This window comes from Streptomyces sp. NBC_01224 (genome assembly GCF_036002945.1).
Taxonomy (GTDB): Bacteria; Actinomycetota; Actinomycetes; order Streptomycetales; family Streptomycetaceae; genus Streptomyces.
In genome coordinates this window covers 8,188,041-8,212,067 of record NZ_CP108529.1, presented here as the reverse complement: position 1 = coordinate 8,212,067, position 24,027 = coordinate 8,188,041, and the positions used below count along the sequence as shown (strand labels likewise).

Below are 24,027 nucleotides of genomic sequence, written 5' to 3'. Positions count from 1 at the left end.
TCAGTTCGCTGAGCACGGACGCAGCGCGCACCGGCCCCGATCCTTGGACCGGGGCCGGTGCGCCGTACGGCGGCTATTTGCACTTTTCGTCGATCTTGTACTGGAGGGCCCGCGGGTAGTCGTGCCGGTTGAGCCGGACCCGGACCAGGATCGGGGCGTGGTTGATGTCACTGCCCGGATCGGCGATGTCGAGCAGCAGTGACTCCAGCTCGGTGTGGGTGGTGAGCTCCCGCCCGTGCATCCGGTCCTTCTCCGAGCCGAAGACCTCCGCCAGCTTCTCGTACTGCCACGGGTGCAGCACGTTGTAGAAGTCGGCCCCGTCGGACGGCTTCTCCTTGTAGTAGCAGGGGCTGACCAGCATCTGCTCGATGCCGTAGAAGCCCTCGTTGTCCAGGACGAAGACCACCGGCCGGAGGTGGTGGCGCACGTGCGTGGACAGCTCCTGGCAGATCTCCTGGAACGAGCCGTCCCCGACGAACACCAGCGGCCGCTTGAGCGGCTGCTGGCGGGCCAGCGCCACCCCGGTGGCCGCGCCGACCGAGTAGCCGATGGACAGCCAGCTGTTCTGTGCCACGAAGCTCGCCCGCTCCGCCATCTGTAGATTCATCGAGCCCAGCAGTGCGAACGCTGCGTCCGAGACCACCGTGAACGGCGAGGTGGCCTCCGGGCCGTCGCCTTGCGCCTGGCTCAGCAGGAAGGCGTTCATGTGCTGGAAGAACCCGTCGTACGTGAGTTCCTCGGGGTAGTCCGTGCTGCTCAGGCTGGTCAGGAAGGCGATCGTGCTCGCTGGGACCTGCCGGTCCTTGGCGTGTGCCAGCGCGAAGAGGTCGGTTTCGAACGCCCGCTTGCCGAAAGTGACACCCAGCGCGTCCCGCAGTGCCGGGACGAACCGCGCCAGCTGGACGTCCGGGAAGTACTGCGCGCCGACGCTGACGCCCTCGTGGGCGGCCACGATCCAGTCGTCGCCGATCGACTTCTCGCCGCCGAGGTTCTTCGACGTCGACCAGGTGCCCAGGCCGATCCGGCACCCGGCGGCCGTGAAGGCCTTGCGTACCTCCGGCAGGCTCGCCTTGCCGTTGTAGACGCCTGTGAAGCCCGGGGTGTTCTCGGAGACCACGGACTTCGCGCCGACGGTGGTGCAGAACGGGATGCCGGTCAGCTGCACCAGCGAGACCAGCTCCCGCTCCAGCCGGTTGCGCTCGATCTCCTCGCCCGCCCACAGCACCGGCGTGCCGAGCCGTTCGACCAGCTTCACCGAGGCCTCCACCGCCTTGGCGAGCATTTCCTCGTTCTTCTTTGTGAACGGTCGTTCCTGGCGGCGGAGTTCGCCCTGCGGTGCGGCGCACGGGGCATTCCAGAGGTCGTCCATCACCTCCAGGTAGACCGGCCTGCGCTCGGTCAGGCCGGCGGTGATCGCGCTGTCAATCTGCGAGGGCGCGAGCCCGGGGTTGGAGATCACCTGCGCGTCCACCGTGACCTGCCGGTAGACCTCCAGATTGCTCTCCCGGCGCTGGCTCATGTGCGAGGTGAGCAGACCGACCGCTTGGTAGTTGATCCATTGCTCGTACGACGGCGCCGCGTTGATCGCGATTACCGGCACGTACTCGACGTAGGCGCCGCCGATCGGGTTGAGCAGGCTGAACGCGCCCACGCCGTAGGTGACCGCGACTGCGGCGACGCCCTGCTCGCCCTTGGCGAGGTCGGCGTCGGCGGCCCGCACCCGGGCGTAGGCGTCGGCGGCGTAGCCGCCACCGATCTCGGTCGGGGTGCCGACCCAGCGCACCCCGGTGGTGGCGTGCATGATCGTCAGGAACGGGCCGAGATGGTCGCCCGGCACCCCGAACAGGTGTCGGATGCCCAACTGCTCAAGTCTCGTGGCCAGGTAACGGCCCACCGTCCATTCGCTGTTGCCGCTCATCAGCTCAGTACCTCCGCTCTGCGTGCGCGGCCGGTCCGCGCCTCGGGTCGGATCTCCGGTTTGGCGCGGGGTGGTGGTGTGGGTGCCTCGTGTACGGCGATTGCCGCGCGGACGGCGGTCTCCACCGCGCCCTCGATCCAGGCGTGCTTGAGCGAGACGTGCTCGCCGGCGAAGTGCACCGGGCCCTCCCGCTTGACCACGTCGAGGTGGAAGCTGGTCATCTGGTGCGGGGTGTACACCGCCGCCTCGCCGAAGGCGTACGGGTCGCGCAGCCAGCTCTGGGTCTGGCCGTAGCCGGTGTAGAACACCTCGATCCGCCGGCCGTGCACCGACTGGAGGTTGCGCAGCGCGTACACGTACCGCTCGGCGTCGGCCATCGAGTCCCAGCGCACCGCGTCGTCCGACCAGCTGTAGCTGGCCAGCACCACGCCGCCGCCGTCGCTGTCGGGCACCGGGTGCGAGGGGTAGTACATGAAGCGGTTCGGGTTGTCGGTGGTCGAACCGCCGCCGAAGCAGTTGGTGGCGGGGCGCACGATCGCCCGGCGCAGCGGAGTGTGCTGGAAGACCTCCAACTGCTCCTGGCTGATCCGGCTGGAGTCCACGCTCCGGTGGGCGCCGAGCAGTACCCTCGGTAGATTGGGCGGTGGCCGGTGCCCGTTGTGGGCGGCCAGCGCGGCCGCTTCGGCGTCCTCCTCGCCGGTCCGCTGGTAGTACTCGTACAGGCCGGGCTCGATGGAGTCGAGTTCGTCCTTCCAGTCTGCCTCGGTGAACTCCCACCACCGGCGGGAGAACTCCAGCAGCACTTTGGTGGCCTGGTCGTAGTGTGTCTCGATGATCGCCCGGCGCTTCTTGTACGAGTACGGGGGCGAGACCTGGACGAACCGCAGCGCGGAGAACGGGACGGTGACGATCGCGAAGTCGCCCTTCCATACCGTGGGTTCGGCCTCTGGGTCGCCCTCGGGAACGGTGTGGACGGCGACCTGGGGCCCGTTCGGCCCGACGTCTTGGCCGGCCCCGCCGTCGCGGCGCGGGTCCCAGTACTCCATCCGGATCATCCGCTCGCCCATTTCGAGCTCGTCCTGGAGCTCATCGGCGAGGGCGTAGGGCAGCTGCCAGCTGCCGCCCTCGATCTCCCAGTAGGTGGCGTCCGGGTTGATGTCGCTGCGGCCCAGGAAGGTGTGGAAGAAGGACAGGTGCAGCCGCGACGTCATGTTCTCGATCGTGCCGATCGCCTCGATGGCCTCGTCACTGAAACCCGCGTACTCGCGCAGGAAGCGGCCCATCGAGTAGTCGTCGAAGTCGCGGATCACCCGGGCCCAGCCGTCCAGCCACTCGGCGAACGGCTTGCGCACCCGCTTGCCGTTCTCGATGTACGAGTAGTAGTCGCGGACCGGCTCCAGCGCCTGGTTGACCATCTCGCCGGCTGTGATCCGCACCTCGTCGCCGGTGAGGTGGAAGCCCTCGTTGACGCTGCTCGGGTCGGCGGCGTACTCGCTGCGGCGGGCCTGGATCCGGTTGGTGCGGATCCAGCTGTTGAAGCGCTTGACCGGCTCGCGGAAGTCCGGGCTGTCCTCGCCGTACTTCCAGACCTTGCCGTCCTCAAAGGACTCGTAGACCACCGGCGGGACGGGCGTGTTCTGGTTGCCGGTGTCGGGATCGACGTCGACGTTGCAGAACAGCTGCCGTTTCAGGCCGAGTGTGTCGACCAGGGCCAGGGTGAGCGGGTGGAAGCTGGGCAGCCGCATCGCTCCGGCCTCCCCGTACTGCACCGGGTCGTAGAACGGGCCGTCCTGCTCGTCATCGGTGGAGCGGAAGGTCTTGATCCGCCCGCCGACCCGGTTGGCGTTGGCCTCCAGGATGGTGACGTTGTGCCCGGCGTCCTTGAGCAGCTTCCCGGCAACCAGACCAGCGATCCCGGCGCCGACGATCAGCACGTCCTTGGGCTCGTCGGTCTCCGGGATGCCCTCCTTGATCAGGACGTCGAGGTAGCGAAGCTTCAGGTCCTTGTCGTCCGGACCGACCAGCAGCAGCTCGCGGGCCAGCTGCCAGCAAGTCTGCTGGCGGGCGCGGTCGTTGAGCGTGCCCTCGACGGTGGGTCTCTCGTTCATGGCTTCTCCTCGCCGCTCAGGAGCCGATTGACTTGTTGGGAAGGTCCTCGCCCTCGGCGAGCAGCCGCAGCGTGCTGATCGAGGGGGTGAAGGCGTAGAGCGCGCCCGCGGTGCGGACGAAGCGCTTCATGTCGACCGTGCCGAAGGTGCCGTCCGCGAGCTCGATCGAGGCCTTGCCGGCGAGGCCGGTGACCTTGTCGAAGCCGTTGGCGACCACCTCGTCTGACTGGCTTTCCCCGGGGGTGAACGCGTCGTCGTTGGACCAGTGCCGCTGGACCAGTTCGAACTGCTCTTCCAGCGAGGTGCCGTAGCAGACGAACATCAACCCGCGGTCCTTGCCGTCGTCCGGGCCGCCTTTGAACTCAGGGCCGTACGGAATGCCGCGGCGCATCAGACGGTGGCTCTTCGGCTTCTTGTCGACGATTCCGTCGAAGGCACGCGGATGGGTGCGGCGGATGTGCGCGGCCCAGGGGGTGTGCCGGCCGATGGGGTCGTTCGCGTAGTCGAAACCGTTCCGGTCCGAGCCGAGGCCGGTCACGGCGCTGCACGGCGGGGCGAGCGGTGTGCCGTCCTTGGCCCGGCCGACCAGACAGGCACCGAGCCGGCTGGCGTCCATGTTGCCGGTGAAGTTCTTGGCGCCGTCCACCACGGCCTTGTTCCAGCCGGCGACATCCTGGCGAAGGCGGCGCACCACTTGGAGGGAGCCGTTCTTCATCCACGCCGGCGCCTTCCGGTCGCCCTGTTCGCTCTTGTAGCCGAAGACGAACTCGCCGGGTTCGATCAGCTCGGTCCCGGCGTGGTTGTCGCGGAAGCCCTCGCGACTGGCGTCCTCGCGGTGGAAGTCCTTGACGCCGGGCTGGGAGATGCCGTCCTTGTAGCCGAAGTGCTCGTGACCCTTCAGATCGCCCTTCAGGGTGCGGCCCTCGTCCGCATGGACGCGCGTGATCTGGTGGGTCTGCTCGACCGTGTCGAGGTTCTTCAGCTTCTCCTTCAGCAGCGCCTCGGTGTCCGCAGCGACGATGAGGACCGCGTGCACGGCCTTGTCGCCGGTGCCGGCCCCGAACAACCAGGCCTTGGGGGCGCTCTCGCCGGTGTCCCCGAGGTCCTTGGCCCGTGCGGCCGCGCCCGCGCAGAACGACGTGAAGGTGCTGAGGTCCTTCTTGATCTGATCGGGTTTGTTGGCGATCGTCACGAGGCCCTCGAAGGTGAGGGAGACCCCGCAGCGGACGGTGGTGATCGACGGGTCGCGACCGAAGGCCCGGCGGGCCAGCGAGAACTGCTCGTTGAAGTCTTCCGTCTCGTTGGTTGTGGCGACGGTGTTGAGGATCGCGGAGAGCCAGCCGCGGCCCTTGGCGGCGTCCGGGAAGCGCAGGTAGCGGAAGTCCATGAAGTCCTTGTTGAACGCGGCCAGGATGTTGCCCTGGATGTCGGTGGACCCGCGCAGCTCCGGCTGGGGCAGCTGCTCGATGGACGGGACGGCGGTGGGACGGGTGGGGGTCGTGGTCACGGTGGGGCTCCTCGCGTGGGGTGGAGGGCAGCGGCAGATTCGTAGGGGGACGGCACGATCACCATCGATCACACAAAGTAACTAATTTGGCACTTTAAGTAACTATGTCGCCCTGAGCTCTGTCAAACGGAGGCCATCCCTAGGCGGGTCACACGGCGTCGCCGGGCGGAGCGTCCCCGCGCAGGCGCGGACGGGGACCGGCACCCGGCCGAGGCCGCGGCCTGCGGGGCCGTCGCGAGCCGCCGCTGCCGGCCGCCTGGGTACCAGTTGCGGGGTTCGAGGTGCGAGTCCTTCCACGCGAGGACGGCGGTGACGAGCGCTTCGTACGGGGCGCGGTCAAGGGGGCTGTTGTGAGGTGTCAGGCCGCGTCGCGGAGACAGATGCGGCGGCCGGCGCTCGCCCTCACTTTGGGGTACCGCACACGGCTGACCGAGCTGCAGGTTACGCAAACGGCTGTCCACGGTGCCGCCCGTTCGGGGAAGGGATCGAGTGGCTTGAGTCCCGGGCTCCGGCACGGCCGGCCAAAGCGAGACCCTGTGGGGCTCGTAAAGTCATCGCTGCTGGTCAGCACCCGCCTCCAGGGTCGTCGGTGGGGACTTGTAATGCTGCCCTGATGATCGTGTCCCTGCTCTACCGCACCGCCCGCGCGCTGTTGTCCGTCCCCGCGGTCCTACTGCGTCGAGACTCCGCCAAGGATGCCGAACTGCTGGTGCTGCGGCACGAGAATGCCATCCTGCGCAGGCATGCGGAGGGCAGGGTGCGCTATGAGCCGGCCGACCGATTCTGGCTCGCCGCCCTCAGCTCGCTGATACCGCGTGGCCGCTGGGCCGCCGTCTTCCCCGTCACCCCCGGCACTTTGCTGGCCTGGCACCGCAAACTGATCGCCAGGAAGTGGGACTACTCCGCCGACGGCTCCCGCACCGGACGGCCGCCGACGGCGGCCGCACTCAAGAGTCTCGTGCTGCGCCTGGCCGATGAAAATCCCCGCTGGGGCCACCGCCGCATCCAGGGCGAACCGGCCCGACTCGGGCACCCCATCGCGGCCTCCACGGTCTGGGAGATCCTGCACGCAGCAGGCATCGACCCGGCCCCGCGCCGCTCCGGCCCCACCTGGCGCGACGGATCACGGCGCAGGCTCAGGGGATCCTTGCCGCGGACTTCTTCCCTATCGACACGGCCTGGGGCAAGCGCCTGTACGCGATGGCGTTCATCGAGCACGGCACCCGGAGACTGCACCTCACCGGGGTGACCGCGCACCCCACCGCGCAGTGGGCGGCACAACAGGCCCGGAACATCGCCGCCGACCTCGGCAAGCGGGGCGCCGGGCCCCGGTTCCTGCTACGCGACCGCGACAGCAAGTACACCACCGCCTTCGATGCCGTCTTCACCGCCGAGGACACTCAGGTGCTGCTCAGCGCGCCCCGGGCACCGCGCATGAACGCGCATTGCGAACGCGTGATCGGCACCATCCGCCGCGAGGCCCTCGACCACGTCCTGATCCTGGGCGAGAAACACGCCAGGAAGGTCCTGACTGACTACCAGGACCACTACAACGGACACCGGCCGCACCGATCCCGGCAACAGCTACCGCCCAGCACGACCGAGCAGCCCGCAACCGTGCACGACCTCGACGACCGAAGCCTGCTCCGCACCAGGGTCCTCGGCGGCATCATCAACGAGTATCGATACGCCGCGTGACCTGCAACGACGACTTTTCGAGCCCCACAGGCGCCAGCAGGTCTGGCCCGAGCCGAACCCCAGCTCTGCGGGCAGGAGTTGCCAGGCTATGTCGTTATAGAGGACGAACAGGACACCCTGGAGGCAGAGCCGGTCCGCCACCGGTCGTGGCCCCGGGGACCGCTCCGGCCACGGAGGCAGTAACGGCTCGATCAGCGCCCACAACTCATCGTCCACGATCCACGGTCGAGTACCCACACCCCACCGAACGGCCGAATCGTCACACCGGTTACGCCCCACCAGCACACTTCAACAAGATCGTGTTACGAGCTCTTAGCAAACTGGACCAGTGGTTCCACATCGAGGAACAGGTGCCAGGACGCTGCTGGACCGGCGAAGAGACACGGATAGACGCGGTGTTGCGGCCCCGTGAACCGGACGGTTGGCACGACGCGGAACCCGCCTTCGGCGTGGAGTTTAAGAATCTCGCCCTGTCAATCCCCTGGAAAGGGAGTGTCTAATCAACGGCGGATCTGCTGATCAAGGAGAGACGCCAAGTGAGCGAGACGACGATCGAGCACGAGTCCGTCGAGGAGCCGGCCGGTGTTGCGATGCCGTCGGCCGCGTCGGACGAACAGGCAATGCCGCGGTCTGCGAGTTCACTGCCAAGCGCCGCCGCGACCAGGTGCGGCAGCTGGCGGACGAGGATGGCGATCTCGCTTGGGGCCGTACCCTCGCGGAGCCAGCCATCGATGAGCGCCGCGAGGTCCCGCGCCTCGTCGTGCTCGGTGTTGAAGCCGAGCACCTCGATGACGCCGCCGTCTCCGATCAACTCGTCGTCGGGGCTGACCGCCGCGGGGTCCATCCGAGCGATCATCCGGTTCTGCATCCGCCGCAGCCGGGGTGCGGAGCGGAAGTTCTGGTATAGAGGAAGCGGGTGGGCCGAGAAGTCGTCGGCGAAGGTGTGCATGACCCCGTCCAGGGCGCCAGCCCAGGCCATGATGCGCTGCTTAGTGTCGCCGACCGCGGTCAGGACAGCCGTCGTACCGCCGAATGCCGCCTTGATCAGCTGGTACTGCTGCCCGGTGCAGTCTTGGACCTCGTCGAGGAAGACATGGCTGTATGTCTGGCGGATGCCTCCTCGGGCGTAGGCGTTGGTCTCAACGATCTCCAACGCCAGGGGCACGAGGTCTTTGAACGTGATCTGCTCGCCGCGGATCCGGTCGTTGGGATCGATCCGGTAGTCAGGTCTGAGGGCGTTGATTCCGGTCAGTGCGGGGCGGTAATTGTCGATCACGCGCTTGGCGAAAGCGTGGAAGGTGAAGCTGTCGAACCGGGACGCGAACCGCGGACCGGAGCGTCGGCGGACTCGCTCCCGCAGATTGCGGGCTGCGTCGACCTTGAACGAGACCGCCAAGATCCTGCGCGGGTAACGGCACTGTCCTGGAGCGCCCCCGGCCGGTGCGGGCGGACCGCTGTCAGGCGTGGCCGCAGGAGCGCTGTCAGGCGTGGCTCAGCGGCACAGGGCCCTGTTCACGACATGGTCGACACGCTTCCTGGCCGCCTCGTCGGACAGCTGCATGGTGACTGCGACGTTGGCGGCGCGGCCGTCGTCGGTGGCGCCTCCCCTGGTCTCGTAACCCGGGAAGCTGCCGCTATGGCCCCAGTAGAGGCCGCCGCACGGCAGTGGTTTGCTCACGAGCCCCAGTCCGTAGCGTGCGCCGGGGCCGAAAGTGGCGTCGGCGGGTTCGGTGCCGGTGCGCATCTGGGTGAGCTGGGCTTCCTGGAGGAGGTCGCCGGACAGGAGCGCGGTGAAGAACCGGTTGAGATCGGAGTCGGTGGAGACCAACTGACCTGCGGCCCACCCCCAGGAAGGGTCGATCTCCGTGACATCGACCAACGGCGCGTCGGCCGAAACCCGGTAGTAGCCCTTGGGGTGGGCCTCACGGATGGTGGCGTCGCCCGGGGCCGGGAAGTAGGTGTGGTGCAGACCGATACGCTTGATGATGCGCCGGTCCATCTCACTGGCGAGAGTGTGGCGGGTGACCTTCTCGACGATCAGCCCGGCCAGCACGTAGTTCGTGTTGCTGTACTTCCAGCCCTCCCCGGGGTCGAAGTCGGCCTTGTGCTGGAGAGCGATGCCGAGAAGCTCGCGGGGGGCGAAATACCGGACGTCGTCGCCGAGGTAGTTGCTGTAATTGGGGAGTCCGCTGGTGTGCTGGAGGAGCTGACGGACAGTAATGCGGCGTCCGTCGATGCCCTCCCCGTGTACCAGCCCCGGCAGATAGGCGTCGACCGGTGCGTCGAGGCGGATCTTCCCTTCGCCGACCAGTTGCAGCACGACCACCGCGGTGAACGTCTTGGTGTTGCTGCCGATCCGCACCTGCCCGTCCCTGGGCACCTTCGAGCCGGTGGCCAGATCGCCGACTCCTGCGGTGTAGGTACCGGTATGCCCCGCACGGTCCGTGACGCTCGCCAGCGCGGCGGGCAGGCCATCGGAGTGCAGCAGTGCGTTCAGGCCCTGCTGGACGGTGTCCGGCCCGGGGGCGGCGGACGCCGCGGGCGATGCCAGTACACCCACCGTCAAGACGCCCACGACCATTGCGGCCGCGGCTCCGCGCCGGCGGCCCCGCCGCTGCCCGGAAGAACGAACCCTCTGCCATGCCTGCTCGCGCACGAGCCAACTCCTCTACAAACAATGGGAAACAGCGGTATGTGCCGGAACCAGTATTTCCGGATGCGACCGCCCCGGACGATCCCGCTACCCGGCGGGCTCCAGGTAGGGCTACCCCCCGGGACCGGGCGCCGCCGCCGAGTACGCCGCCGAGCACGCGGCGCTCTGACCCCGCTGGTCGGAGCCCGGGTCCTGCGCGCCACTCTTCACCCGGGCCGTTCATCTGCCGCGCGTCGCTTCCCGGTACACAGCCGTCAGCGCGTCGTCGATGGGCTGGTGCTGCGGCTTCCCTGAGGAATCCGCATCGGCGATCCCGGACGCGCCGCGTCATATCCGGCCGGCCTCGCGCACCTCGGCCCGTACACCCGGCACACCCACGCGGTGGACGGCATCCAGATGGACTCAAGAGGTCCCGGACCGGGGCCGGCCGACGGGCTCGCGTCGCCGGTCGGCGCGGTCGCTGCGCCTTGGAAGCGGGCGCTGCCGTCACCGCGTCCGCACAATCACTCGGCGCGGCACGGGATCGGCGGCCCCTGCTCGTCACGCGCCCGCAGCGTCATCGCCGCGGATTCCCGCGTCGGCGCCGCGCACTCCGAGGGCGATCGGGCGCCAGACGGCAGCCCACGAGACCTCCACCGCGCCGGAGTTGTCGGCCGTCCGCCGGGGCAGGCCCGGCTATGGGAACTTGGGGAGTTACCCGCCCTCGCGGCGGGAGAAATCGGCCGCGTAGGAGTTTCGGGAGGCCCTGCCGATGGCCCGGCCCTCCTCGACACCACCCTGTGCAGGCAGTGAGCGCACCGGTCGGCCCGGCTATGCGGTGTTTCCGTCGCCGCGCGGGTTGCCGGTTGCCGCGCGGGCGGTGACCAGCCCCGATTCGTAGGCTGCGATGACCGCCTGGGCGCGGTCACGGACGTCGAGCTTGCCGAAGATGCTGGTGATGTAGTTCTTGACCGTGGAGACGCTGATGTGCAGGTCGTGGGCGATCTCGGCGTTGTCGAGACCGGTGGCCATCAGACGCCACACCTCGACCTCCCGGGGTGTGAGTTCGCCCAGGTCGGTGGGGAGTGGCTGCGACGCGCTGTGAGGGGCACGTACGTAGGTGGAGATCAGCCGGGTGAGCAGACGCGGCGCGACGACGGCCTCGCCTGCGTGGACGGTGCGGATCGCCGCGCTCAGGTCCTCCGGCGAGCTGTCCTTGGGCAGGAACCCGCAGGCTCCGGCGCGCAGGGCGCCCACGACGTACTCGTCCATGTCGAAGGTGCTGAGGGCCAGGACCCGGCAGCCGGGCACGGTGGCGGCGAGTTCCCCGGTCGCGCCGACACCGTCGAGGACGGGCATCCGGATGTCCATCACCACGACGTCGGGGCGCAGCCGGCGGGCGAGGGCGACAGCCTGTGCGCCGTCCTCGGCCTCTCCCACGACCTCGAAGGACGGGTCGGGGGAGAGGATCAGCGACAGGCCGCGCCGGACCAGCGGCTGGTCGTCCGCGATCAGCACTCTGATCCTCGGTGTGTTCGGCCGGGTCCCGGTCATCGGTGTGCCCCCTCGTGCTGGACGGCTGCTTCGGCCGCCTCGTCCGTGGTCAGCGGCAGGTCGGCCACCACCGCGAACCCACCGTCGGCCTGCGGGCCGACGGCGAGGGTGCCGCCGTGCAGGGCGACGCGCTCGCGCATGCCGATCAGGCCGTAACCGCCTGATCCCACCGACGACGCCCCCTCCTGCGGCGGTGTGCTCCCACCGTCGTCCCGCACTTCGACGGTGACCCGATCCTGGCGATACGTCAGCCGTACGGACGCGCGGGCGGGCCCCGCGTGTCTGTTCTCCCTGTGTCCGGCCTTACGGCCTCCGGTACAGAGTTGCACAGCAGCTGCAGCGGCAGCACCGTCGGCGGCAGCTCGCGGCCCGCGACCAGGATGGGGACCAGGACCTGGGTCCTGGTCCCCGGCCGGGGCAGGACCCAGGGCCCCGGCCCGGATCATCCGCTGCCAGGACGCTTCCCGGCCCCTCGGGGTGATGGTCTGGATACCGGCCGGGAGCCCCCGGCAGACGTCCGCATGCAAGTCCGTCCGCCGGAGGACATCGTGATCCGCGCCCTGACCGGATACTCCACCAGACACCCGTGGAAAGTCATCGCCCTCTGGGCGGTGCTGGGTGTCGTGCTGAGCGCCCTGGCCCCGACACTGATCGGCCGCGTCACCCAGAACCAGACCGGGGATTTCCTGCCCAAGAGCTACGACTCGGCCGCGGCCCTGGAGATCGCCGAGGAACAGTTCGGGGTGAACCCCGACGCCACCACCGTGACGATGCTGGTCGCCCGGTCCGACGGCAAGGCTCTCGGCGCCGCCGACCAGAAGCGGGTCGAGGCCGAGGCGGCGAAGCTGGCGCAGCGCCGGGTGATCATGCCCAGGGAGGACGACAGACCGAAATTCCTGGTCCCGGACCGCTCCCAGACGCCCCGGATCGCCCCGGCGATGGTGGCACCCGACCGGAGTTTCGAACTGCTCTCCGTCGAGCTGATCGGGAACCGTACGGACAAGGGGGTCCAGGGCGTCTACCGGGCCTTCCGGGACGCCGCCCGGACGCAGTTCTCCGAGGCGGGGATGCGCACCGGCTTCACCGGAAGTCTCGCCGACACCGTCGACACCACCGATTCCCACGAGATCGCCGCGAAGGTCGGGGGCGCCCTCCTCATGGGGCTCATCCTGCTGATCAACGTGCTGGTGTTCCGCAGCGTGCTGGCGGCCCTGCTGCCGCTGGTCGCGGTCGCCATGATCATTGGCGTGGCGGGGGGAGCCGTCGCGGGTGCCGCGATACTCACCGGGCGCAAGCTCGACGCGGGCACCCCTGATCTGATCAGCGTGGTCCTGCTCGGCATCGGCATCGACTACCTGCTGTTCCTGCTGTTCCGCTTCCGCGAGCAACTGCGCGCCCGGCCGGAGCAGTCCGCCCGCGAGGCGGCCGGGCAGGTCTCGGGACGGGTGGGCACCGCGATCACCTCGGCGGCGCTGACCATCGTGGCCGGGTTCGCCACGCTGGGCGTGGCGACCTTCGGCCAGTTCCGCTCGCTGGGCCCCGCCATCGCCGTCGCGGTCCTGGTGATGCTGCTCGGCAGCCTCACCCTGCTGCCGGCGCTGCTCGCGGCCGCCGGGCGCAAGATGTTCTGGCCCTCCAAGGCCCTTGGCCACGAGCCCGACGAGGGCCGTGCCGCCCGCTTCGGGGCGCGGGTCGCACGACGACCGATGACGATGACGTTCGCCTCCGTCGCCCTGCTTGCCGCGCTGGCCGCCGGGCTGATCGGGATCCGCATGGACTACGGCCAGGGCAACGCCGCTGCCAAGACCCCTGCGGCGGCCACCGCGACCGAGATATCCCGTGCGCTGCCGGCCGGAGTGTCGGACCCGACGAGCGTCTTCGTCACCGCTACTGACGGCGGCACCCTCACCGCAGGCCGGCTCGACGGCCTCTCCCGTGCTCTCACCCAGGTCAAGGGCGTGGGCCAGGCCGCACGGACCGTCCTGAACAAGGACCACCGCGCCGCCCGGATCGACCTCTACCCGACCGCGGACCCGCAGAGCCAGCAGGCCCGCGACCTGGCCTCCGGACCCGTGCGGGCAGCGGTCGCCCAGCACACACCCGCCGGAACGACGGCACACGTGGGCGGAACGGCGGCGATCTACGCCGACATCTCCACCGCCGTCGACCACGACCTGAAGATCGTTTTCCCGGTCGCGGCCGCACTGATCGCTCTGATCCTCCTGCTGCTCCTGCGCAGCCTACTCGCACCGGTGATCCTGATGCTCTCCGTCGGGCTCGGCTTCGCCGCCACCCTCGGCGCCGACACCCTGCTCTTCCAGCACGTCCTCGGCAAGCCGGGCGTCAACTTCTCCCTCCCGCTCGTGCTGTTTCTGTTCGTCGTGGCACTGGGCACCGACTACAACATCCTGATCAGCGACCGGATCCGGGAGGAAATGCAGCGACCGGGCCCGGCCCGCGCCGCCGTGGCCCGCGCGGTGCAGCACACGACACCGGCCATCGCGACCGCAGGCCTGGTCCTTGCCGGCTCCTTCGCCACCCTCGCCACGACCCCGGGCAACGAGCAGATCGCCTTCGCAATGACGCTCGGAATCCTGCTCTCCGCGCTCGTCCTCTCGCTGGTGCTGGTCCCCGCCCTTACCGCACTCCTCGGACGGAGCGTCTGGTGGCCGGTCCGCCCACGGCCCACCAAGGGCGGCCACCCGCAGCACCGTGCGAACGCACCTGCCCCGGAACCCGACCGGGTCATGATGGCGGACTGACCGAACGGCTCAGGTGACCCGTGAGCACCTCATCTGTCCGGCGTGGCCTCGCATGGTTGAGCGTGCGCACCCGTGACAGACACCAGATGTTTCAAGAGCCGTCAGAAACACCCTAGAAGCCCACTGGAAATCTTGAAATCGCGCCCGGCCCAGGCAGGTTTGCCCCGATCGATATTTAGCGGCGAAGCGGTTGAATCAGGCAGTCAAAACAAGATCTTCATCGGACTTCTAGGTCCACAGCAACGAGGTGCCTGGCACCGAGCCGAAGCCGGCTTCCGCGCCGCCCTGGACACCGCGTTCCGCGCCACCGACCCACCAACCCACCCACCCAAGGAAACCCGTGACCATCCTCAGCCCCACCGCGCGGCGCGCCTCCGTCGCGAGCCTCACCCTCGCCGCCTGCTTCATCACTTCCCCCGCCCTGGCCTCAGCTTCAGAGGCCCCCGCCAAGAACGGCACCGGAGCCGGGCTCGACCAGTACTACCGGCAACACCTCGCCTGGGGCAGCTGCGTCACGGGCCCCATCGACACGACGGGCCGCGATCTGGACAAGGCCGGAGTGCAGTGCGCGGACGTCACCGTGCCGCTCGACTACGCCCACCCCGCAGGGCGCACGATCACCCTCGCGATATCCCGGCTCAAGGCCACTGACACCCACCACCGCATCGGATCGATCCTGCTGAACAACGGCGGGCCAGGCGGACCTTCAGTCCAGTCGCCGCCGGACGCCCGCAAGGCGATGAAGGACGTCGGCGCGCGCTACGACATCGTCGGCTTCGACCCACGCTTCGTCGGCCGCAGCACCCCACTGGACTGCGGCTGGCCCGTCGGCACGTCCTGGTTCTCGGCCGGCACCAGCCGGGCAGGCTTCGACCGACAGGTCGCCCTGCAGAAGAGCCTTGCCAAGAAGTGCCGCACCCACGACGCCTCAGTGCTGCCGTACATCAGTACCCGCAACACGGCCCGTGACATGGATGTCGTCCGCGGCGCGCTCGGCGAGCGGAAGATCTCCTACCTCGGCTACTCGTACGGCACCTACCTGGGCACGGTTTACACCCAGATGTTCCCCGGCCGCTACGACCGCGTCGTGCTCGACGGCGCGGTCGCCCCCGCCGACTACGGCCCCCGCCTGACGAAGGGCACCGAGCGCGCGAGCGAGAAGGCGCTGTCCGCCTGGGCCGCGTGGGCGGCGGACCGCGACGCCCAATACGGCCTCGGCCGCACCCGCGCCCAAGTGCTCACCACCGTCGACCGCGTCCTCAAGGCGTCCGCCAGCGGCCCGCTGACCGTCGGCACCGGCTCGGACACCTTCCGGATCGACGACACCCAGGTGCCGGTCCTCCTCTACTCCAGCATCGGGGACGACACCGACCCGACCCGGACGTTCCTCGCCGAGCAGCTGGCCGTGCTGAGCAGGGCCGCACGGGGCACGGCGCCGACGCCGCTCTCGCCGGAGTTCGCCGCGACACTCCGGTACCTACTGCACGGCGCGGCCGAACCGTCCGGAGTCCAGGCCGCGGTCCTCTGCGGGGACGTGGCCGCCCCGCGCGACCCCGAGGTCTACTGGCGCGACATCGAACGCAGCCGGGCCGCGCACCCGGTGTTCGGACCAATGACCAACAACATCGGCCCCTGCGCCTTCTGGGACCGCCCCCGCGAGGAACCCACCCAGGTCCGCCGCGACGCCCCGGTACTGATCGTGGCAGCCACCGGCGACCCCCGCACCACCTACAAGAGCAGCGTGACCCTGCACGAGCAACTGCCCGGCTCCAAGCTGCTCACCCTCAAGGGCGCCAACCGGCACGCCCTCTTCGGCCGCTACGGCAACGCCTGCGTGGACGACGAGGTCAACAGGTACCTGGCTACCGGAAAACTGCCGACGAAGAATCAGACTTGCGTCAAGCGCGCCGGTGAGGCGTCTTCGTCGGATTTGACGACGACGAAGACGTTGTCCGCGCCGATGGGGGCGTCGATCAGCATCAACACCGCGGCGATCACTGGTGCAGCCGCCGCGCTGATCGTCGCTGGTGGCGGCACCGCCGTCGCAGTACGCCGCCGCAAGACCCGCCGCGCCGCCTGAGCGGAACCGGCGCAACCCAAGGGCGGCATCCCCTCGGCGGGGTGCCGCCCTTCGCCAGCGTCTGGCCCGCCGTCATCCGTCCCCACCCCCGAACCGCTCACGCAGCATCCGGACCTCGGTATCGGCCAGCACTCCCGAACCAGCCGGGGAGCACCGCGACCACTGAACCGTCCGGGTTTGATCAAGACTCGGTGTCCTGCGACGCGCCGGCGGCGACTGGACGACGTCGGCATCACGCACCCAGGTCCGCAGCGTCTCGGGGTCGGCGTTCAGATCAGCCGCGACGACCTTGAGCGTCCGCCTGCCAGCCGAAGCCCGCCACGACGCAATCGCGTCGGACCGGAACTCCGCACTGGACTGCCGCGGGGCCCCCGAACCCGGACACTGGGTCAGAACGTCACTCGCGGGCCCGCCCCGCGCGAAACAGCCGGTGTGCGGGGCGGGCCGTTCCTGCCGAACCTCCCCCCTCAAGATGGGTGGCTCCTCCTGAGGGAAGTTCTTGATCAAGGAATGTGCGCTCACCTGGGCTGAAGCCCGGCTTGCTTGGAGCAGGTCCGGTCGTTGGCGGGTAGCCGGCCGGTGGCCAGGTACTGGTTGACCTTGTTGTCGACGCAGGCGTTCTCGTACAGCCCGTAGATCGCGTGCCGGTTCGCACCCTTGAGGGTGATCAGCTTGGAGCTCGGCAGCAGGCCGTGCAGGGCAACGGCACCCTTGTGGGTGGTGCGCGTGTCGCCGGTGGCGGACACGATCAGTGCCTTGGCGTCGTGCTTCACCTGGGTGGGCTTCTCGCGGGGCCGGTCCCAAAAGGCGCACGGGCCGATGTTGTTGGCCAGCGCGCCGAAGCGCGGGTACGCGGCGCGGCTGCGCTCGATGGCCCGCCAGTAGACCTCGGGGTCGCGCGGGGCGGCCACGTCCCCGCAGATGACCGCGGACTGCACACTGCCGTGGTGTGACTGCTCGCCGGTCAGCGCGAACCGCAGCAGCCCGGCGAACTGCGGTGACAGCCGGGTCGGCTGCCCGGCCGCGGCCTCGTTCAGCACGGACACCTGCTCGCCGAGTGCCGCGCGGGACGCGTCGGTGTCGCTGTCGAGGCCGGCGAGCAGGAGGAACGGGGTCTTGGTGTCGTCAAGTTGGAAGGCATCCGGGGCGCTGCCGACGGTCAGCGGTGCGCGCGCGGATGCCCTGATGACGCGGTCGATGGTGGCGAGAACCTGGGCGCGGGTGCGGCCGAGGCCGTAAGTGTCATTGCGGGCGGCAGCCCAGGAGGCCCAGTCGGCGAGCGCCTGCTCGTTCTCACCGACGGCCTCCCGGAGCAGCCGGGGGCCGAACTTGCGTGGGTCGATGGCGCCGTCCAGGACCATGCGGTCGGTGCGGCCGGGGAACATCTGGGTGTAGACGGTGCCCAGGTAGGTGCCGTACGAGTAGCCGAAGTAGGAGATCTTCTTCTCGTCGAGCGCGCCGCGGATGACGTCCATGTCGCGGGCCGTGTTGCGGGTGGTGACGTGCGGCAGTACGGAGGCGTTGGTGGCCCGGCACTTGTCGGCCAGGTCCTTCTGGAGGGTGACCTGGCGCTCGAAGCTCGCCCGGCTGTGACCGGCCGAGAAGAGATTGGTGCCGACGGGCAAACCGCAGTCCAGCGGGGTGCTGCGGCCGACGAAGCGCGGGTCGAAGCCGACGATGTCGTAACGCGGGCCAACCTTCTTCATCCACGCGTGGAATTCCGGCGGGGATTCGAGGGCGGTGCCGCCGGGGCCGCCGTTGTTGAGCAGGATCGAGCCGATGCGGTGGCGGGTGTCAGTGGCCTTGAGCCGGGATATCGCGACGGTGATCGTACGGCCCCGGAGGTCGGCGTAGTCGAGCGGCACGGTGACGTCCGCGCACTGCACGCCGGCCTTGTCCAGATCACGGCCCATGGTGTCGCCCGAGCTCTTGGCGCAGTTGCCCCAGCCCAGGCGCTGATCGTAATAACGGTCGAGCCGGGCTTCGGACTTCGACATGGTGGGGGCCGGCGCGGCCGTGGCGGTGGGGGCCGCGCCGAGGCAGGCGGCGAGGGCGAGGCCCACCGCAGAGGGGCGGCGCACGGCGGGGCTGGAGGTGATCACGAAGTTTCCTTGGGTGCTGGGTGTTGTCATCGGAAGTGCCGGTCGTACGTGCCGCGTCCGTCGTGGGCACGGCAACCGCCACCACGCCCGGCGGGACAGCCGACACCGCTGCACACCGGGCCGGTCGGTGCCTGTCGAAGGGGATCTCTTCGCCCCGTTCCGTATATGTCTCACCCCGTAGACGCTATGTGCAGCAGTAGCCCCCACTCACTACGGCTTTCCCCCCAATCCCGGTGCGGCCATCCCCAGCAACGGATCGTCCACGGCCTTGCATCGAGACCACGACAACAGCTCAACACCCCGGACGGGGCTGTCACGTTGACCGAGCGGCCTGGCTGATCTTCTGGTTGGTCGCGCCGGGAGGGGCGTCCGTGGACAGCGCACCGCCGTCGCACAAGGGGGCACCGGTATGGAGTTCACCGCGCACGCGGCGCTCGAAATGCCACGCGGTCAGGACCGGCTCGATCATCTCCCAGCGGGCATCGGCCGCCTGCGATTCGAACGACGGGGCAGGGCCCAGGGCTTCGGCCGGCCACCCGAGCTCGACCTGCGAAAGAGACTACGAGCGGCTGGTCCAGCACTCGGAGTCGTTGATCACTTGGGCAGCGATCACGCTCATGACCAGGAGAATCACCCGCCGGTCTTCCCGCAGGAGCGGCCAACCGGCCTCCCGCGAAGCTCAACGGGACTGATCAATATGGCGTCTGTCCGGACCACCGCCACCCAGAATTTTCCGAATCGGCGGCGCTGACCACATTCTCCCAGCACCGCCGAGGTCCCGTCAGCGAATCCTCGGACCAGCCCGAAATCGCGGCCCTGAGCACCACTCTCCCAGCGCCGCCGAAGTCTGTCAGCGACTTCACCCGCCAGGCGCCTGCGGCAAGCACTGAGGTTCCCCCGCCGCCGAGTCGTGCGCGGCGGCACTCGGCGGTCGGCCGCCCCTGGGTTCGTAGACTGGCCCGTCCAAGAAAGGCCGCGTGGAGGAATACCGTCAAGCCGCCTTCCAAAGCCGCTCCACCCCGCACAACACCCACAAAACCGGCCGATGGAACGGGCCGATCTCCTTTCACGACGACGGCACCGTCATGGCCCTAAGTGTCCTCCCCATCCGCAGACGGCAACCTCAGTGAACGCACCCGAAGCGTCGTCAACGCCCGCCCCCAGCAGAAGGGACGTAGATGCCCCGACCCGACAGGCCACATCGATCGCCCCGCAGAGAGACCCGCCGCGACACGCAGAACCCCCGTCGGCACCTGCCGACGGGGGTACGCATCTCTCACATGGCTATCACCAACGCCGTAGACGCTCATGGACCACAGGGGCCTGACCTGCACTTACGCGCGTCACCTGGACCACCCTGTACCGCACAAGACACGATCTACAACCTGTGCCAGGTGGGACCGTGCGGCCCAGGGCGGACAGCCGTCTCGCTATCAGTGGCCGGGCGCAGCGCCTTCGAAGGGATGGGTACGCACAGGCGGAGATCTTGGAACCGAGATCAACCCAGGGATGCCGGCTGAGCGCCCGCTACAGTCACTCAGCGTGCCTGCGACGGCGCCAAGTTTCATCTCCCGCCGTCCGTCACGGCGGCCCTCCCTGGGGAGAATCTGGGGAGGATCAGCGCTGCTGGGGAGCGTCTGGGGAGAATCGACTACATAAGACTGCACGCCCCTGAAAGACCCTGAAAGATTCATCTGCGCTGGTCAGAGGCGAATAAAGCTGCATCGCTCCAGGCCAGCGCGACATGGTAGACAACTTCATGACGAAGGTGCCCTGGAGACTGAGACAAGCAGTGAGCATGCCCTGAATCCTTGTCACTTGAACACGTGCAGACGCGCAGATGGCGCGCTCACGGACGAGCCGGGGGAAAATCTGCGGAGTTTGGAACCATGCCTCCATTGGCCTGACCATCGAGCAGACTGTCGATCGGGCAACGCGCCTCCGGCACGAAGTGGGCATAGTGGTCCAGCGTGATGGTTGCAGACGAGTGCCCCAGCCACCTGGCCAGTGTCACCACGGACTCCCCACCCTCAAGGACGATCGAGGTGTACGTGTGCCTCAGCACATGGAAGCCATCCCTGCGCTCCGCCTGCCACTGCCGCGGCTTCGCACACTCGTCTACCTCAAAGCCGCCCCGAAAGAGGTCGACCTCGTCCCCGGCTTCACGGGGGACATGACGGGCATCGGCCACCACGGAACCTGCGACCGGGAGCTGCAACTGCAACTGCAACTGCGCAGGCACCGGCGTCCGCGATGGGGGTGGGTCCTGCGGTGAGTTCGAGGATGCGGCGGCGGATGCCGGGCTGGCGCACGAGTTCCGCGAGGACGGGGGCGATGTCGTCGCGGGGGACGTCGGCGTAGTCGATGACCCACGGCACCCGGAGACTGCACCTCACCGGGGTGACCGCGCACCCCACCGCGCAGTGGGCGGCACAACAGGCCCGGAACATCGCTGCCGACCTCGGCGAGCGGGGCGCCGGGCCACGGTTCCTGCTACGCGACCGCGACAGCAAGTACACCGACGCCTTCGATGCCGTCTTCACCGCCGAGGACACTCAGGTGCTGCTCAGCGCGCCCCGGGCACCGCGCATGAACGCGCATTGCGAACGCGTGATCGGCACCATCCGCCGCGAGGCCCTCGACCACGTCCTGATCCTGGGCGAGAAACACGCCAGGAAGGTCCTGACTGACTACCAGGACCACTACAACGGACACCGGCCGCACCGATCCCGGCAACAGCTACCGCCCAGCACGACCGAGCAGCCCGCAACCGTGCACGACCTCGACGACCGAAGCCTGCTCCGCACCAGGGTCCTCGGCGGCATCATCAACGAGTATCGATACGCCGCGTGACCTGCAGCGACGACTTTTCGAGCCCCACACGTCCTGACGCCTTCTATCTCACGGCCACCACTGTCCACACAGCCCGCTCTTGCCGCAGCAGCGTGTGAGTGGATGCCTGTTGCGGGCTGACAGCGCGTTGAGATGGCCGCTGCCAGGCCCTCGCGGCCCTCGGCATACACCCCGGGAGCCGTCCACACCAGGCTCCGCTCCTGCGTCAGTGGAGCGACGTCGTCGTCTTCCTCCCGCACACCCTGGACCTGACCGCGCTGGACCGGGAACAGCTGAAGGTAGGCGGGCATGCGGGATGCGGTCCGCACCTGCTTGACAACCTGTTCCTGAACCTCACGCACGATGCAGGGCCGGGATTTCATGCAAAGGCTGTTCGTGCTGTCTGTCGGGCTTACCTCCCCTCGGGGCGGTGTGCCCCGCTCCGGGGCTGGCAGGGTCGCAGCGAACGCGCGTGTACGACACTGATGTAATGGATCAGCTTGAGCGGACCGTCGAACTCGTCCGCGACGCAGTGGGGCCGGAGCTTGTCGGCATGTACCTCCACGGGTCCGCCGTGCTCGGGGGTCTCGCCCCGGCCAGTGACCTGGACGTCCTGGCCGTCACACGCAGGAGTCTGGGAAACCGTCAGCGGCGGTCGCTGTTGGAGGGTCTGCTGGAGATCTCCGGCCTGACGTCCACGGTCCGGCCGGTCGAACTCACCGTCGTTGTCCAGTCCGAGGTCCGCCCCTGGAGGTTCCCGCCGGCCGGGGACTTCCTCTATGGCGAGTGGCTGCGCGAAGAATATGAGGCGGGAGGCATTCCACAGCCCGGCCCGATGCCGGACCTGGCCCTGGTGCTCACAATGGCCTTGTCGGGTGATCGCCCCTTGACCGGCCCGCGTCCGGCCGAGGTGCTCGCCCCTGTGCCGCACGCCGATCTTGTCCGGGCTAGCGTCGCGGGCATCCCCGAACTCCTGACCGAGCTGGATGAGGACACCCGCAACGTCCTGCTGACCCTTGCACGCATCTGGGCCACCCTCGCCACGGGCGAGATCAAACCGAAGGACGCCGCCGCCGACTGGGCTCTCGCCCGTCTGTCCCCGGAACACCGCACCGTCCTGGAGCACGCACGGAACCTCTACCGCACCTGCCACTACCAGGACGAGACTTGGAGCGATGAGCTGAAGACCCGGGTTCGCCCGCATGTCGAGGACGTACTCACCCGGATCAACGACCTGCGCCGCAGGCAGGAGTGAACGGGAAGGACGGCTCCACCCCGCACCTTCCATACACGCCGCGCGGAACGATGCGAGACCGGACCAGCCGTGGGAGAGCCGGGGAATCCTGACGGTGAGGTCGGCGTTCCCCGTAAGGACCGCGGTCGGTCCCAAGTGTGTTCGCGAGAGGCCGGCTTGCCGGCGCGGTGGGACTGCCGGTGGGTGATGCGCCTGGTCATGAGGGTGATTCTCTGCACCACCGCTCGATGGTGCAGAGCTGATGCTGAAGGTCCTATCGCTGCTGACGCAGGGTGGGCAGGCCGAGATTGACGCGGCAGGTGAAACGCTGGGTGTGGGAACGTTTCTCTCGTAGGAAGGACAGGGTGAGATCGATTCCTTCGGTCTCACCTCGCCACCCTTCTACTTCTGCTCTTTGGCGACGGGTGATCAGGTCATCTTCTATCTCGTCGAGCCGGGCCAACATTTTGGGGTCCACTTGTAGGACTGGGCATCGAATGCAAGCGTGTTCATGTGACGTGCTTTTCATAGCCGAGGTGGTCGGTGATCTCGCCCTCGAGGGCGGACTCCAGGAGCCGCTTGGTCAGCTGCTGGAGCAGCCCACCCTCGCCGGTCAGCTGAAGGCCCTCGGCCTGAGCCCGGCCCACCAGCTCATCAATCAGCCGGTCGTCCACAGACTTCGACGGCGCCGCGTCAGACGGCTCGACGGTTTCGACCTCGGTCACGTTGTTGCTGGTCATCGATGCATCTTCCATGATCGGGAGTTACACCGAACGTTTTACAGTCCCGAGATCAACGGCTGCTCGGCGATGACGAGCGGGGCGGGTGGGGGCGACGGAGTCGAGTAGTCCCTATGCTTGGGTTGCTTGGGTTGCTTGGGTTCCGAGGGCGCTGGCGCCGCGGCAGCCCCGCAGTTCTATCGGGGGTCCTTGCGCATGCACCACGTGCGGGGGCCGTTGTCGGGGAGAACGACCTCGGCTGTGACCTCAAAGCCGAGGCGCTCGTAGAATTTCACGTTCCGCTCGCTGGAGGTCTCCAGGAATACCGGGTACCCGGCGAGTGCGGCCGCCTCGATGCCGGGGACCAGCACCGCACTGCCAAGGCCCTGCCCCTGGGCTTCAGGGGTGACTCCCACCGTGTTGAGGAACCATCCAGGCTCCTGTGGCCGGTACGGAGCGACGGCCTGCTCCGCAGACTCAAAAGCAGCCGCCCGGTCACCGGCAAGGCTGCCCAGCAACGGGCCGATCTCGGCAAAGGCGGGTGAGGGGTCCTGATCAGGAATGGCCCACACGGCGACGGCGCGGCCGGCGTCGGCAACCCACACACGGCCGCACACCATCCCAACGCGGGTCAAGCAGAGTTCCTGGAAGCGTCGGATCCGGCCCTCGTGGTCGTCTGCGGCGACCACGTGCCGGGTGTAGGGGTAGTCGGCGAAGGCCCGAGCGAGGGTCTCGACAGCGGTCGGAATGTCGGCGTCGATGATGGGACGTACGGTAGGGGCGCCCTGGTGATGCAGCATGTCAATTAAACGATCTGGCCAGACGGCAAGTTCCCAGGAGCATCACGCTGAGGTTTTTGTCGGTTCACGGCAGCTTCGGGG

Annotated in this window: 13 protein-coding genes and 5 pseudogenes; 6 read left to right on the top strand and 12 right to left on the bottom strand. The window is 68.5% G+C overall.

What is annotated here, in order from left to right:
* Positions 1-73: 73 nt before the first annotated feature.
* From OG609_RS37265 to OG609_RS37255, 3 genes are read right to left on the bottom strand one after another with little or no spacing between them, the layout of a single operon-like run.
* Positions 74-1,918: an alpha-keto acid decarboxylase family protein gene (locus tag OG609_RS37265; RefSeq protein WP_327276845.1), complete on the bottom strand. Its 1,845-nt coding sequence runs from the start codon at positions 1,916-1,918 to the stop codon at positions 74-76.
* Positions 1,918-4,026 (bottom strand): flavin monoamine oxidase family protein, encoded by a 2,109-nt coding sequence (locus OG609_RS37260; RefSeq protein WP_327276844.1) that lies wholly within the window; start codon positions 4,024-4,026, stop codon positions 1,918-1,920. Before OG609_RS37260 ends, OG609_RS37265 begins: the two co-directional genes overlap by 1 nt.
* Before the next feature lie 16 nt (positions 4,027-4,042).
* Positions 4,043-5,533: a Dyp-type peroxidase gene (locus OG609_RS37255; RefSeq protein WP_327276843.1), complete on the bottom strand. Its 1,491-nt coding sequence runs from the start codon at positions 5,531-5,533 to the stop codon at positions 4,043-4,045.
* Positions 5,534-6,146: 613 nt separating this feature from the next.
* Here OG609_RS37255 and OG609_RS37250 point away from each other — a divergent pair.
* Positions 6,147-7,231 (top strand): annotated as a pseudogene (locus OG609_RS37250) (integrase core domain-containing protein).
* Positions 7,232-7,261: 30 nt separating this feature from the next.
* On the opposite strand, the pseudogene OG609_RS37245 reads toward OG609_RS37250, so the two are convergent.
* The 5 genes and pseudogenes from OG609_RS37245 to OG609_RS37225 all read right to left on the bottom strand — a co-directional run.
* Positions 7,262-7,468 (bottom strand): annotated as a pseudogene (locus tag OG609_RS37245) (transposase); the annotation flags it as partial.
* Positions 7,469-7,727: 259 nt separating this feature from the next.
* Positions 7,728-8,627: a UvrD-helicase domain-containing protein gene (locus OG609_RS37240; protein WP_327276842.1), complete on the bottom strand. Its 900-nt coding sequence runs from the start codon at positions 8,625-8,627 to the stop codon at positions 7,728-7,730.
* Between the two features lie 96 nt (positions 8,628-8,723).
* On the bottom strand, positions 8,724-9,887 hold the full coding sequence (locus OG609_RS37235; protein WP_442818029.1) for a serine hydrolase domain-containing protein: 1,164 nt from the start codon (positions 9,885-9,887) through the stop codon (positions 8,724-8,726).
* Positions 9,888-10,694: 807 nt separating this feature from the next.
* A complete protein-coding gene (locus OG609_RS37230; protein WP_327276841.1) occupies positions 10,695-11,417 on the bottom strand; it encodes a response regulator transcription factor in 723 nt (240 codons plus the stop codon).
* Positions 11,414-11,863: an ATP-binding protein gene (locus OG609_RS37225; RefSeq protein ID WP_327278318.1), complete on the bottom strand. Its 450-nt coding sequence runs from the start codon at positions 11,861-11,863 to the stop codon at positions 11,414-11,416. Before OG609_RS37225 ends, OG609_RS37230 begins: the two co-directional genes overlap by 4 nt.
* A 75-nt stretch (positions 11,864-11,938) precedes the next feature.
* On the opposite strand from OG609_RS37225, the gene OG609_RS37220 reads away from it, so the two are divergent.
* Positions 11,939-14,179, top strand: coding sequence for an MMPL family transporter (locus OG609_RS37220; protein ID WP_327276840.1), 2,241 nt, complete (start codon positions 11,939-11,941; stop codon positions 14,177-14,179).
* Between the two features lie 340 nt (positions 14,180-14,519).
* A complete protein-coding gene (locus tag OG609_RS37215) occupies positions 14,520-16,259 on the top strand; it encodes an alpha/beta hydrolase (protein ID WP_327276839.1) in 1,740 nt (579 codons plus the stop codon).
* 518 nt (positions 16,260-16,777) lie between these two features.
* Here the strand turns inward: OG609_RS37215 and OG609_RS37210 are convergent.
* Together OG609_RS37210 and OG609_RS37205 are read right to left on the bottom strand one after the other, a co-directional pair.
* A complete protein-coding gene (locus OG609_RS37210) occupies positions 16,778-18,391 on the bottom strand; it encodes an alpha/beta fold hydrolase (protein ID WP_442818028.1) in 1,614 nt (537 codons plus the stop codon).
* A gap of 1,819 nt (positions 18,392-20,210) precedes the next feature.
* A pseudogene (locus OG609_RS37205) lies at positions 20,211-20,468 on the bottom strand (site-specific integrase); the annotation flags it as partial.
* Between OG609_RS37205 and OG609_RS37200 the strand changes: the two are divergent.
* The 3 genes and pseudogenes from OG609_RS37200 (at position 20,427) to OG609_RS37190 (ending at position 22,448) form a co-directional block, all read left to right on the top strand.
* Entirely contained in the window at positions 20,427-20,636 is a 210-nt protein-coding gene (locus OG609_RS37200; protein ID WP_327278424.1) for a hypothetical protein, read from the top strand. The pseudogene OG609_RS37205 and the gene OG609_RS37200 overlap by 42 nt on opposite strands.
* 89 nt (positions 20,637-20,725) lie before the next feature.
* A pseudogene (locus tag OG609_RS37195) lies at positions 20,726-21,214 on the top strand (integrase core domain-containing protein); the annotation flags it as partial.
* Between the two features lie 451 nt (positions 21,215-21,665).
* Complete coding sequence (locus OG609_RS37190) at positions 21,666-22,448, top strand: aminoglycoside adenylyltransferase family protein (protein WP_327276837.1); 783 nt, start codon at positions 21,666-21,668, stop codon at positions 22,446-22,448.
* 497 nt (positions 22,449-22,945) lie between these two features.
* On the opposite strand, the pseudogene OG609_RS37185 reads toward OG609_RS37190, so the two are convergent.
* Positions 22,946-23,167 (bottom strand): annotated as a pseudogene (locus OG609_RS37185) (IS256 family transposase); the annotation flags it as partial.
* A gap of 176 nt (positions 23,168-23,343) precedes the next feature.
* On the bottom strand, positions 23,344-23,946 hold the full coding sequence (locus tag OG609_RS37180) for a GNAT family N-acetyltransferase (RefSeq protein WP_327276836.1): 603 nt from the start codon (positions 23,944-23,946) through the stop codon (positions 23,344-23,346).
* Between the last annotated feature and the right edge of the window lie 81 nt (positions 23,947-24,027).

What these genes read in the sequence shown, in the direction of transcription:
- OG609_RS37265 (WP_327276845.1), bottom strand. Translation starts at nt 1,918, where the DNA reads ATGAGCGGCAACAGCGAATGGACGGTGGGCCGTTACCTGGCCACGAGA.
- OG609_RS37260 (WP_327276844.1), bottom strand. Translation starts at nt 4,026, where the DNA reads ATGAACGAGAGACCCACCGTCGAGGGCACGCTCAACGACCGCGCCCGC.
- OG609_RS37230 (WP_327276841.1), bottom strand. Translation starts at nt 11,417, where the DNA reads ATGACCGGGACCCGGCCGAACACACCGAGGATCAGAGTGCTGATCGCG.
- OG609_RS37225 (WP_327278318.1), bottom strand. Translation starts at nt 11,863, where the DNA reads ATGATCCGGGCCGGGGCCCTGGGTCCTGCCCCGGCCGGGGACCAGGAC.
- OG609_RS37220 (WP_327276840.1), top strand. Translation starts at nt 11,939, where the DNA reads ATGCAAGTCCGTCCGCCGGAGGACATCGTGATCCGCGCCCTGACCGGA.
- OG609_RS37210 (WP_442818028.1), bottom strand. Translation starts at nt 18,391, where the DNA reads ATGACAACACCCAGCACCCAAGGAAACTTCGTGATCACCTCCAGCCCC.
- OG609_RS37200 (WP_327278424.1), top strand. Translation starts at nt 20,427, where the DNA reads ATGGAAGCCATCCCTGCGCTCCGCCTGCCACTGCCGCGGCTTCGCACA.
- OG609_RS37180 (WP_327276836.1), bottom strand. Translation starts at nt 23,946, where the DNA reads ATGCTGCATCACCAGGGCGCCCCTACCGTACGTCCCATCATCGACGCC.